Origin of the sequence: Enterobacter cloacae complex sp. SHL009 (assembly GCF_049237205.1) — a bacterium.
GTDB lineage: Bacteria > Pseudomonadota > Gammaproteobacteria > Enterobacterales > Enterobacteriaceae > Enterobacter > Enterobacter cloacae_M.
Genome location: NZ_JBMKIW010000002.1, coordinates 1 through 11,924 on the forward strand (window position 1 = coordinate 1; position 11,924 = coordinate 11,924).

Annotated in this window: 11 protein-coding genes, 1 tRNA gene and 1 rRNA gene; 6 read left to right on the forward strand and 7 right to left on the reverse strand. The window is 55.5% G+C overall.

Annotation, left to right across the window (positions count from 1 at the left end; all coding sequences use genetic code 11):
- Positions 1-102, forward strand: a 5S ribosomal RNA gene (gene rrf, locus ACOTZC_RS06450); the annotation flags it as partial.
- Positions 103-336: 234 nt separating this feature from the next.
- Here rrf and ACOTZC_RS06455 read toward each other — a convergent pair.
- A tRNA-Phe gene (locus tag ACOTZC_RS06455) sits at positions 337-412 on the reverse strand.
- 169 nt (positions 413-581) lie between these two features.
- Here ACOTZC_RS06455 and ACOTZC_RS06460 point away from each other — a divergent pair.
- Together ACOTZC_RS06460 and ACOTZC_RS06465 are read left to right on the forward strand one after the other, a co-directional pair.
- Positions 582-1,427 (forward strand): AraC family ligand binding domain-containing protein, encoded by an 846-nt coding sequence (locus ACOTZC_RS06460; protein WP_421635682.1) that lies wholly within the window; start codon positions 582-584, stop codon positions 1,425-1,427.
- Between the two features lie 36 nt (positions 1,428-1,463).
- Positions 1,464-2,054: a LysE family translocator gene (locus ACOTZC_RS06465; protein WP_023310109.1), complete on the forward strand. Its 591-nt coding sequence runs from the start codon at positions 1,464-1,466 to the stop codon at positions 2,052-2,054.
- On the opposite strand, the gene ACOTZC_RS06470 is transcribed toward ACOTZC_RS06465, so the two are convergent.
- The 5 genes from ACOTZC_RS06470 to aspA form a co-directional block, all read right to left on the reverse strand.
- A complete protein-coding gene (locus tag ACOTZC_RS06470; protein WP_023310110.1) occupies positions 2,051-2,626 on the reverse strand; it encodes a transcriptional regulator in 576 nt (191 codons plus the stop codon). The two genes, ACOTZC_RS06465 and ACOTZC_RS06470, sit on opposite strands and share 4 nt — an antisense overlap.
- A 49-nt stretch (positions 2,627-2,675) precedes the next feature.
- On the reverse strand, positions 2,676-4,367 hold the full coding sequence (locus ACOTZC_RS06475) for a protein-disulfide reductase DsbD (protein WP_239631723.1): 1,692 nt from the start codon (positions 4,365-4,367) through the stop codon (positions 2,676-2,678).
- Positions 4,343-4,666 carry a divalent cation tolerance protein CutA gene (cutA, locus tag ACOTZC_RS06480; protein WP_014168278.1) on the reverse strand — a complete coding sequence of 108 codons (324 nt, stop codon included), beginning with the start codon at positions 4,664-4,666 and terminating at the stop codon, positions 4,343-4,345. The genes ACOTZC_RS06475 and cutA overlap by 25 nt, the downstream gene beginning before the upstream one ends.
- A 113-nt stretch (positions 4,667-4,779) precedes the next feature.
- Complete coding sequence (locus tag ACOTZC_RS06485) at positions 4,780-6,081, reverse strand: anaerobic C4-dicarboxylate transporter (RefSeq protein ID WP_023334226.1); 1,302 nt, start codon at positions 6,079-6,081, stop codon at positions 4,780-4,782.
- A 115-nt stretch (positions 6,082-6,196) separates the two neighbouring features.
- Positions 6,197-7,633 (reverse strand): aspartate ammonia-lyase, encoded by a 1,437-nt coding sequence (gene aspA, locus ACOTZC_RS06490; protein ID WP_003855923.1) that lies wholly within the window; start codon positions 7,631-7,633, stop codon positions 6,197-6,199.
- Between the two features lie 335 nt (positions 7,634-7,968).
- Between aspA and ACOTZC_RS06495 the strand changes: the two genes are divergently transcribed.
- A complete protein-coding gene (locus tag ACOTZC_RS06495) occupies positions 7,969-8,433 on the forward strand; it encodes an FxsA family protein (protein WP_023616652.1) in 465 nt (154 codons plus the stop codon).
- Positions 8,434-8,457: 24 nt separating this feature from the next.
- On the opposite strand, the gene yjeH is transcribed toward ACOTZC_RS06495, so the two are convergent.
- On the reverse strand, positions 8,458-9,708 hold the full coding sequence (gene yjeH, locus ACOTZC_RS06500; protein ID WP_213751746.1) for an L-methionine/branched-chain amino acid transporter: 1,251 nt from the start codon (positions 9,706-9,708) through the stop codon (positions 8,458-8,460).
- 179 nt (positions 9,709-9,887) lie between these two features.
- Between yjeH and ACOTZC_RS06505 the strand changes: the two genes are divergently transcribed.
- Positions 9,888-10,181 carry a co-chaperone GroES gene (locus ACOTZC_RS06505; protein ID WP_003855929.1) on the forward strand — a complete coding sequence of 98 codons (294 nt, stop codon included), beginning with the start codon at positions 9,888-9,890 and terminating at the stop codon, positions 10,179-10,181.
- Between the two features lie 31 nt (positions 10,182-10,212).
- A complete protein-coding gene (gene groL / locus ACOTZC_RS06510; RefSeq protein ID WP_023310114.1) occupies positions 10,213-11,856 on the forward strand; it encodes a chaperonin GroEL in 1,644 nt (547 codons plus the stop codon).
- Positions 11,857-11,924: the final 68 nt, after the last annotated feature.

Sequence of the window (11,924 nt, forward strand, 5' to 3'; positions counted from 1 at the left end):
CGCGGTGGTCCCACCTGACCCCATGCCGAACTCAGAAGTGAAACGCCGTAGCGCCGATGGTAGTGTGGGGTCTCCCCATGTGAGAGTAGGGAACTGCCAGGCATCAATTAGAAGAACCCCGTACCGAAAGGTACGGGGTTTTTTGCTTTGTGCGCAGAAAAGTCCGTTGGCGCTGTGCTTGCCGGGCCTGCGGGCTCAGTAGACCGAAAAAGGCAAAGCCGCCATCCGGCAATGCAGACCGCACGATCACACGGCAAAGAGAAACAGGAATACAAAGATGGGATGTATAAACGCAGAAAAGCAAAAACCCAGCCATAGGCTGGGTTCTTTAAATAGTGGTGCCCGGACTCGGAATCGAACCAAGGACACGGGGATTTTCAATCCCCTGCTCTACCGACTGAGCTATCCGGGCAACGGAGCGCATTAAACCGCAATCACGCTCGATCGTCAACATTATTTCGGGAAAAGCTGTTCAACTGCTTAAGTTTGCGGCAATCTGTCCGCTTTCGCCGTGAAAATGCACAAATCTTCCAGACATAACCAGTGTAATACGGCAATGCTGATAGCAAGAGGAGGGCAGTATGGCAAATGACTGGCTTGAACTGCGTCAGCATGCAGATACGGGTATTGAGACGATTAAAGCGCATTTCGAAGGGCATGCCTTTGATCCGCACTGGCACGATAGCTATCTGGTAGGGATAACCCTCTCCGGCACGCAGCAGTTTCACTGCCGGCGTGAGCGCCATCGTAGCCAGCCGGGCGACGCATTTCTCCTCGAGCCTGGCGAGATCCACGACGGTGATGCGCCTGTAGAGGGCGGCTTTACCTATTTGACCTTCTATCTTGATGAGCGCTGGCTTACCCGTGCGCTACAGGGACTTTACGAATCTACTCCAGGGAGTTATTCACCCCACTTTGCCCAAACGCTGACGCGGGAGCCGCAGCTGGTGCGCGCTATCGGTGAGACATTCTCCACCCTGCATAATGACGAGATGAAAATCGTTCAGCAAAGCACAATGGATAATCTGCTCTCCCGGATCACCGCCCACTGCCACTGGCGTAAGAAACTACCGTCGCAGTTACAAAGCGCTGCTGTGGCGCATCGGGCGCGCGACTATCTCTATGCCCATATCGGTGAGAACGTGGGGCTGTCAGATCTTGCGCGCGAGACGGGCACGGATCGCTTTACCCTGACGCGCAGTTTTAAGCGCGAGTTCAACCTGGCGCCCCACGCATGGCTTATTCAGCTTCGTCTGGCAAAGGCCCGACAGCTGCTGGCGCGTGGCGACCAGCCCGTTGATGTGGCTGCCGCAGTGGGATTTGCCGATCAAAGCCATCTGGGGCGTTGGTTTCAGCGTGCTTACCGCATCTCTCCTGCACACTACCGACGGTTGTGCACAAACCTTCCAGACGTTTCCAAAAAATAACGGCACATTCATGGCTCTAATAAAAAGGAGCCACCTGTGAGTTTGATACCCTTTCTGTTGTTCGCATTTGTCGCCTCCATTACGCCGGGGCCGACCAATATTCTCGTGCTGACGAACAGCCAGCACTTTGGCGTAAAAAATACCGTACCTGCTATTCTGGGCGGGTGTATCGCGGCCAGTGCGATCGTGCTGGTATCCGGCGCGGGCGCGGGGGAAGTGCTGCGTCAGTACCCTTTGATACGTCAGATAATGAGCTGGACAGGCGTGCTGTGGCTAAGCTGGATGAGCTGGCAGCTGTTTCGCGCCCCGGCTGCCCGTCTCTCCGCTGAGCACCGTATCCGATTCACCGCTCGGGCGGCGGCGCTGCTGCAGATCGTGAACCCGAAAACCTGGATGATGGCGCTGGCCGTCGTCAGCCTGTTTGCCCCAGCTGGTGACCATGCATTGCGCGATATTGCGCTAATGGCGCTATGGTTTCTGCTGATCTCGATAGCCTGTTTGATGTGCTGGGCGTGGTTGGGTAAAGCGGTGAACCGAATTTTTCGCACCACCGTGGCGATGGTGCGGTTTCAGCGCCTGATGGCGCTGTGTCTGCTCATCTCCGCCTGGGCGGGCATGCTGGCTTAGGTCAGCGCTCCACCCATTCTGCATTGGGCAAAGCGTAGAATATCTTCCGCCAGGCGGTGCGCCGTATCCACATCTGCCTGGCTACGGTTCACCAGCATGCGGCTTAGGCAACCTTCCAGCACCAGCTCCATCTGTTTAGCCACCATCGCAGGGTCATCGACTTCCAGCGTGGTCAGCAGCTCGTGGGTGAAGTCATGCGCCGCTCGTTTTTGCTGCTCCGCCAACTGGTGGATAGGATGGCCAGGGTCGGGAAAATAAGTGCAGGCGGCGATGAACAGACAACCCGGGTAGCGGTTGTTGCTGACGCATTCCGTCAGCGCGGTATAGCGCGCCAGCAGCTTTTGCTCCGCGGTCAGTTCTTCATTCAGCATCAGCTGTCTGCGCCAGATATCAACCTGCTGGCTGAGATAGCGCAGGGCATCATAGAGTAGCGCCTCTTTATCCGGCCAGAAGCGCTTAAGTTCATCCAGAGGATAATCGATACGGTCGGCTACCATCTCAAGCGTGGTGCTGGCGATCCCTTGAATCTCAAGTAGTTGCAGGGCTTGTCCCAGTACGTCTTCACGTTGCACGGTTATCTCCTCCGCTATTCCCAACGGTTTGTCCCGTTTAAAGTGTTGTTTACGGTTGGCGATTGCGCAAATGCGCGCTAAATGCGGCAGCATCCATAAACCCGGTTACACGCTGCTCAGGCTGCTCATGGCCCTGTTGATTGAAGAACAGAATGGTTGGCAGCCCGAGTACGTCAAGCTGCTTCAGCAGAGCCTTATCCTGTGCATTATTGGCGGTCACGTTAGCCTGGAGCAAAACGGTCTCTTTCAGGGCGCTTTGCACCTGTGGATCGCTAAAAGTATATTTTTCAAACTCTTTGCAGGCGACACACCAGTCGGCATAGAGATCGAGCATCACCGGTTTGCCTTTCGCCTCTGCCAGGGCGCTGTTAAGTTCATCCACGTTTTTAATCTGGGTGAAGTTCAGATGCGCTTGCATCTGACCCACCGGTGTGCCGAACGCCCAGTCCTGCAGAGGGCGTACGCTCACCAGCGCGGCAGCCAGCAGCAGGATTTGCACCAGGCGCATCCATGGCTTCTTCGCCCCCAGGCTGACGATAAACGCCCATGTAAAGAACGCTACGCCGAGCATCGCCCACAGGCGCAAACCCCAGGCGTCGCCGATGATACGCTCAAGGAGGAACACCGGCAGCGCGAGGATGACAAAGCCAAATGCGGTTTTCACCGTCTCCATCCACGGGCCGCTCTTCGGCAGAAGTCGATTACCGAAAACCGTGACCAGAATCAGCGGCAGGCCCATGCCCAGGGCATACAGGTACAACGTTCCGCCGCCGAGCCACATGTTACCGCTCTGGGCGATATAGAGCAGGATGGCGCTCAGCGGCGCGGTGGTGCAGGGAGAGCATATCAGCCCAGCAATGGCACCCATCGCGAACACGCCGCCTGCGGAGCCGCCCTGCTGACGGTTGCTCATCAGCGTTAAGCGAGTCTGCAAAGCCGACGGTAGCTGCAGGGTAAACAGGCCGAACATCGACAGTGCCAGCAGGATGAAGACCGCCGACAGGCCAATAAGGACGTAAGGATGCTGCAGTGCGGCCTGGAACTGTAACCCGGCAGCGGCAACCACGAGGCCGAGCGCCGTGTAGGTTAGCGCCATTCCCTGCACGTATATAAAAGCCAGCAGCAGCGCGCGGGCGGTAGAAAGACGCTGTTTGCCGCCCAGCACGATGCCAGAGATGAGTGGATACATCGGCAACACGCACGGCGTAAAGGCAATGCCGATACCAATCAGTAAAGCCCACAACGCTGAGAACGGAAGATCAGCGCTGTCGTTGGTTTTCTCAACCGAGGGGACCGGCGTTACAGCAGCAGTCGCTTTCACTTCGCTAAGCGGCACGACTTTCGTTTCCGGCGGATAGCAGAATCCCGCGTCCGCGCACCCCTGGTAGGTCACCGTCAGCGTTGCACCTTTATCGGCCTGATTCACCGTCACGGGCACGCTTAAGCGCTGGCGGTAGATTTCACTCTTGCCGTAGAACTCGTCCTCGTGCCACTCGCCTGCGGGCAACTGTAATGCGCCTACGTTTGCCTGGGCAGGGGTAATGCTCACCTGCTTGCGGTAGAGGTAATAGCCCTCTTTCACCTGCCAGGTAAGATTGAGATCGTGCTGGTTTTGCTGAAAGTCGAAAACGAACGCCTGGTCGGCAGGAATAAAGTTCGAACGGCCGGGCGCGTCAAACAACCCGGCAAAAGCTGACGTGCTGCACAGCAGCAGGATCAGCGTAAGGAAGCGTTGAGCCATGAGAGATAGTCGTTATCGCCGTGGACCACTGGCAGCACCAGCAGTTCCGGAGTTTGGTAAGGATGATGAGATTTGAGGCAGTCCAGGAGAGCCTGCTGATTCGCCAGATTGGTTTTGAGCAACATCTGGACTTCGTACTCTTGCTCCAGCTTGCCTTCCCAGTAATAAAGGGAGGTGGCACCGGGGAGGAGCGTCACGCAGGCAGCCAGTTTTTCGGCCAGCACTTTGGCGGCGAGATCCTGGGCAGAGGCTTCATCAGGGGCGGTACACAGTACGACAACAGCATCAGGCGTGTTCACAAGTCGACCTCCTCATCACGAAAGGCTTCACTATATCACGCAAGGCGGTTGGTCATTAATGAAACGGGCCGCAGAGCGGCCCGATTTTAACTATTTTTACAACCACTCACCGTTTACAGCACCACGCCGCCAATGATAAAGCCGAGGATCACGCAAAGTGAAATGGCGACCACGCCCGGGATCAGGAACGCGTGGTTAAACACATACTTACCGATACGTGTTGAGCCGGTGTCGTCCATCTCCACCGCCGCCAGCAGGGTTGGGTAGGTTGGCAGAACGAACAGGGCGGAAACCGCCGCGAAAGAGGCAATCGCCGTCAGTGGCGTAACGCCCAGCATCAGTGCCGCAGGCATCAACGCTTTTGTGGTCGCCGCCTGGGAGTAAAGCAGGGTAGCGGCAAAGAACAGCACCACCGCCAGCAGCCACGGGTAGTTGTGCAGCAGGTCGCCTGCTACGGTCTGAATGTCGCTGATGTGCGCTTTCACGAAGGTATCACCAAGCCAGGCTACGCCGAGGACGCACACGCAGGCGCTCATACCTGATTTGAAGGTGCTGGCGTTCAGCACTTCGCTGGTGTCGATTTTACAGGTGATGCTAATCAGCGTCGCGATGGTCAGCATAAACACCACAATCGCTTCGTTACGCGGCAGGACCGGGTTCTGGATCAGGCCCACGGTGTCGCTGATGGCGGTCGCGTAGAACATCACCGCGACAATACCGATCAGAAACAGCAGCACGGAACGTTTTGCGTGCGGCTTCAGCTCGAAGACCTGGCTGCCGCGCAGCCTCACTTCACCCTTGGCAAGGCGTTCCTGGTAAACCGGATCGTCTTTCAGTTCGGCGCCGAGGAAGTTACACAGCACGGCAGTGATCATCACCGCGATCAGCGTCACCGGGATACAGATCGCCAGCAGCGTCAGGTAGCTCACGCCCATCGGCTCAAGGATACCGGCGAAGAAGACCACCGCAGCGGAAATCGGTGAGGCGGTAATCGCAATCTGGGACGCGACGACGGCAATAGAGAGCGGACGAGACGGACGGATACCCTGCTCTTTCGCCACTTCGGTAATCACCGGCAGCGTAGAGAAGGCGGTGTGGCCCGTACCGGCGAGAATGGTCATAAACCAGGTCACCAGCGGGGCAAGGAAGGTAATGTATTTTGGATGGCGGCGCAGCATACGCTCCGCCAGGCTGACCAGGTAGTCCATACCGCCTGCCACCTGCATGGCGGCGATAGCGGCAATAACTGCCATGATGATTTCGATAACGTCGAACGGGATTGCGCCGGGTTTAATCTGAAAGATAAGGGTAAGAACGAGCACCCCGAGACCGCCGGCAAAACCGATGCCGATACCCCCGAGTCTTGCTCCCAAATAAATCGCCAACAAGACGATGACGAGTTCTGCTCCAAACATAAGGACCTGCCTTGCTTATTAACAAGTTGATATTGAATTGTTGTATTTAGGTAACGCCTAAAAAGAAAAAAGGCACGTCACAAGTGACGTGCCTTAAGAAGCCTAGCCAGAACGGTTACTGTTCGCTTTCATCGGTATATCGTTTCGCTTTATATGCCGGGTGCATCAGGTTCTGGGCCGAGAAGATATCGTCCAGCTCAGCTTCGGTCAACAGCCCGCGCTCCAGCACCACTTCACGTACGCTCTTACCGGTTTCGGCGCAAATCTTACCGACGATATCACCGTTGTGGTGACCGATGAACGGGTTGAGGTAGGTGACGATCCCGATGGAGTTGTAGACATAACCCTCACAGACTTCTTTATTCGCCGTGATGCCGTTAATGCATTTTTCCAGCAGGTTATAGCAGGCGTTGGTCAGGATGTGGATGGATTCAAACATCGCCTGGCCAATCACTGGCTCCATCACGTTCAGCTGCAGCTGACCCGCTTCAGAGGCCATGGTCACGGTCGTATCGTTACCGATGACTTTGAAGCAAACCTGGTTCACCACTTCTGGCACCACCGGGTTCACCTTGGCTGGCATGATGGATGAACCGGCCTGCAGCTCTGGCAGGTTAATTTCATTCAGGCCAGCGCGCGGACCGGAAGAGAGCAGGCGCAGGTCGTTACAGATTTTGGACAGTTTCACCGCCAGACGTTTCAGGGCGCTGTGTACCATGACGTAGGCGCCGCAGTCGGAGGTGGCTTCAATCAGGTCTTCTGCAGGCACAACCGGCAGGTTAGAGACTTCGGCCAGCTTCTGTACCGCCAGCTGCTGATAGCCATCCGGGGTGTTCAGACGGGTACCGATGGCGGTGGCGCCCAGGTTCACTTCCAGCAGCAGCTCGGAGGTGCGCAGCAGGTTTTTGGTCTCTTCGTTCAGCAGTACGTTAAACGCGTGGAATTCCTGGCCGAGGGTCATCGGCACCGCGTCCTGCAGCTGGGTACGACCCATTTTCAGGATGTCCTGGAACTCAACCGCTTTACGCTGGAAGCCATCACCCAGCTGGTTGATCGCATCCACCAGTTTCACCACTGAGGCATACACCGCGATACGGAAGCCGGTAGGGTAGGCGTCGTTAGTAGACTGGCATTTGTTTACGTGATCGTTCGGGTTCAGGTACTGGTATTCACCTTTCTGGTGACCCATCAGCTCCAGGCCAATGTTTGCCAGTACTTCGTTGGTATTCATGTTGACGGAGGTGCCCGCGCCGCCCTGATAGACGTCAACCGGGAACTGGTCCATGCATTTGCCGTTGTTCAGCACTTCATCGCAGGCTGCGATAATCGCATTTGCCGCGCTTTTAGGAATGGTTTGCAGCTCTTTGTTGGCCAGTGCTGCGGCTTTCTTCACCATCACCATGCCACGGACAAACTCAGGGATGTCGCTGATTTTGCTGTTGCTGATGTAGAAGTTTTCAATCGCTCTCAGAGTGTGGACACCGTAGTAGGCATCCGCTGGAACTTCCCTGGTACCCAACAAGTCTTCTTCGATACGAATGTTGTTTAACATGTGAACCTTCTTTTCAAGCTGCCGATGGATTGTACTAAACACACAGTATTTATGTGGTTTTGAATATTTTCTGACCGACGATTATTCCCTCAATCAGCCAGATGCTCGAGATCATATGCTGATGATAGCGAATTGCCGTAAGCTGGATCACTTATTATCGAGCCGATTCCATGATAATTATTAATCTGTGAAATGGGTCACCGCTTTAAAATTTCCAAAAAAAATATCCGTGCAAACTGATTGAATTTTCGCTAACCGTCACCATCTCATACAAACGCGCGTCGCGAACACATTCAGACAGGGGCCCTATGGCCTCTGCCACACAGGAGATGCCAGTGCGCTGGATACCGTTTATTGCTTTCTTTCTCTATGTTTACATTGAAATTTCCATTTTCATCCAGGTTGCCCATGTGCTGGGCGTCCTGCTGACGCTGATTCTGGTGATTTTCACCTCCGTCATCGGCATGTCGCTGGTGCGTAATCAGGGTTTCAAAAATTTCCTGATAATGCAGCAGAAGATGGCCGCAGGGGAAAGCCCGGCGGAAGAGATGATCAAAAGCGTGTCGTTGATTATTGCGGGGCTGCTGCTGATCCTGCCGGGGTTCTTCACTGACTTCCTCGGCCTGCTGCTGCTTCTGCCGCCGGTGCAAAAACACCTGACCATGAAGCTGCTGCCGCATCTGCGCTTTAGCCGTATGCCGGGCGGCGGGTTCAGCACCGGGCCGGGCGATACCTTTGAAGGGGAGTATCAGCGTAAGGATGAACAGCACGACCGTTTAGATCATAAAGACGATCGGTGATTTTGTTGCCCGGTGGCGCTTCGCCTACCGGGCCTCCGGGAGCGCACCGCGCTTCGGCAAAAACACCCACAGCCCTGCCAGCATGATAATCGCGTACAGACTCTTCCATCCCACCATCGCCAGCAACAGCAGGCAAAGCAAACCCCCGACGACCGCCAGAGCTTTATAGCGACCTTTCAGCAAACGACATCCCGCCAGCATGCACAGCAGGTAGATCATGATGAAAATGCCGTTGGCGTAGACGATCAGCGCGTCCAGATTAATCTTCAGTGCGTAAATACACAGCGTGCTCACCGCGCAGCAGCCCAGTACGGTATTCAGGGCATTCAGCGGAAGCTGGCGTTTAGACAGGCGCGCGAGGCGATTCTCAGGTTTGTCGAGCGCCTGCGACCACACCAGCCGGGCAAAGCTCTGGATATAAATATTGAGGCTGGCAAAACAGGCGAGATAGCCGATGACACAGGCGATCCACAGCGCCTTCACGCCGAACAGTTCCACCACGATACCCGGCAGCGATGCCGCGGCGGCGAGATCCGCTCCGAACGCGTGGAAGTGTAAGACCAGCACGGTACATGCCCAATAGACCGTACCTGCCAGCAGCAGGCCTATCATCAGCGCGCGGGGGAAATCGCGTTCAGGCTGCTTAAATTCAGAGGCCAGATGGGCAAAGGCTTCCAGGCCGACAAAACACCAGAACATGACGGAGAGCGCGGCGAAAAGCTCGGAATGGTCGACGTCTGTCACCGCAGGGAAGGGAATTTCCTTTATTGTGATATCGCCCGCCCACCAGATTGCGACAACGAGCGCGACAATCAGCACCGCAACCAGCGTCTGCAGGTTGGCGCTGGAGCTGGTGCCTCGAGAACCCACCCACCAGACGATCGCCAGCGTACCCAGTTCGGCCAGCAATAACTGCTCGTTATGCCAGCCAAACAGCGCCTGACCAAAGCCGGTCGCAATATGCAACGCCGCAGGTAGGCCAACCGGAATGACGGAGAGAAACAGCCAGCCGGTGACACGCTGCAGCCGCGGGCCAAAGGCCAGTCCGACAAAGTGCGCCACGCCGCCCGCGCTGGGGAAATGCCGCCCCAGGATGGCAAACACAATGGCTATCGGGAAAACCAATACAATCAGCGCCGGCCACGCCCACAGGCTATTATTTCCAGCCACCAGAGCCGCCAGTGCGGGTACGGCAAACACGCCCGTACCTAACAAGGAGGTTGAGAGCAGTCCGACGCCCTGCGCCAGCCCCAGCTCCTGCTTGAGTCCACTCATTCACATCGCCCTGCCAGTACCAAAAGAGAGGCGATGGTAACACTTTCGCAAATTTTTTTTTCGACTCCCCCTTGAAGGGGGAAAAAGCTATCCCCATCTCTCAGGGCACTAGTCGGAAAACCGCATGCGGGCCGGCGTCATCCATAACTGATAATGACTTTCTCAAAGGAGAGCTATCAATGAGTATTCGTCCGTTACATGATCGTGTGATCGTCAAACGTAAAGAAGTTGAAACCAAGTCTGCTGGCGGCATCGTTCTGACCGGTTCTGCTGCAGCCAAATCAACGCGTGGCGAAATCATCGCTGTCGGTAAGGGCCGCATCCTGGAAAACGGAACTGTGCAGCCACTGGACGTTAAAGTTGGTGACATCGTAATTTTCAACGATGGCTACGGCGTGAAATCCGAGAAGATCGACAATGAAGAAGTGTTGATCATGTCCGAGAGCGACATTCTGGCAATTGTTGAAGCGTAATTTACGCACGAGAATTTGAGGAAATAAGAACATGGCAGCTAAAGACGTAAAATTCGGTAACGACGCTCGTGTAAAAATGCTCCGCGGCGTAAACGTACTGGCAGATGCAGTTAAAGTGACTCTGGGCCCGAAAGGCCGCAACGTAGTGCTGGATAAATCCTTCGGCGCGCCAACCATCACCAAAGATGGTGTTTCTGTAGCACGTGAAATTGAGCTGGAAGACAAGTTCGAAAACATGGGCGCGCAGATGGTGAAAGAAGTTGCCTCTAAAGCAAACGACGCTGCTGGTGACGGTACCACCACCGCGACCGTACTGGCGCAGGCAATCATCACCGAAGGTCTGAAAGCCGTTGCTGCGGGCATGAACCCAATGGATCTGAAACGTGGTATCGACAAAGCTGTCGCCTCCGCTGTTGAAGAGCTGAAAGCACTGTCCGTACCATGCTCTGACTCTAAAGCCATTGCTCAGGTTGGTACTATCTCCGCTAACTCCGACGAAACCGTAGGTAAACTGATCGCTGAAGCGATGGACAAAGTCGGTAAAGAAGGTGTGATCACCGTTGAAGACGGTACCGGTCTGGAAGACGAACTGGACGTGGTTGAAGGTATGCAGTTCGACCGCGGTTACCTGTCCCCATACTTCATCAACAAGCCAGAAACGGGTGCTGTTGAGCTGGAAAGCCCGTTCATTCTGCTGGCTGACAAGAAAATCTCCAACATCCGCGAAATGCTGCCAGTACTGGAAGCCGTTGCGAAAGCAGGCAAGCCTCTGGTTATCATCGCTGAAGATGTTGAAGGCGAAGCGCTGGCGACCCTGGTGGTTAACACCATGCGCGGCATCGTGAAAGTGGCTGCTGTTAAAGCACCTGGCTTCGGCGATCGCCGTAAAGCGATGCTGCAGGATATCGCTACCCTGACCGGCGGTACCGTGATCTCTGAAGAGATCGGTATGGAGCTGGAAAAAGCGACCCTGGAAGACCTGGGCCAGGCGAAACGCGTTGTGATCAACAAAGACACCACCACCATCATCGACGGTGTGGGTGAAGAAGCCGCTATTCAGGGCCGTGTGGGTCAGATCCGTAAGCAGATCGAAGAAGCGACTTCCGATTACGACCGTGAAAAACTGCAGGAGCGCGTAGCGAAACTGGCTGGCGGCGTTGCGGTAATCAAAGTCGGTGCAGCTACCGAAGTTGAAATGAAAGAGAAAAAAGCACGCGTTGACGATGCCCTGCATGCGACCCGTGCTGCGGTAGAAGAAGGCGTGGTTGCTGGTGGTGGTGTTGCGCTGGTGCGTGTTGCCGCTAAACTGGCAGGCCTGACCGCACAGAACGAAGATCAGAACGTGGGTATCAAAGTTGCGCTGCGCGCAATGGAAGCCCCTCTGCGTCAGATCGTTTCTAACGCCGGTGAAGAGCCATCTGTGGTTGCGAACAACGTGAAAGCGGGCGAAGGTAACTACGGTTACAACGCAGCAACTGAAGAATACGGCAACATGATCGACTTCGGTATCCTGGATCCAACGAAAGTGACCCGTTCTGCTCTGCAGTACGCGGCATCTGTCGCTGGCCTGATGATCACCACCGAGTGCATGGTAACCGACCTGCCTAAAGGCGATGCACCTGACTTAGGTGCTGCTGGCATGGGCGGCATGGGCGGTATGGGCGGCATGATGTAATCGTGCGCTCTACGTCGTAGAATGTGAAAAACCCCCGGGCAGAAATGCTCGGGGGTTTTTCTTTTGGT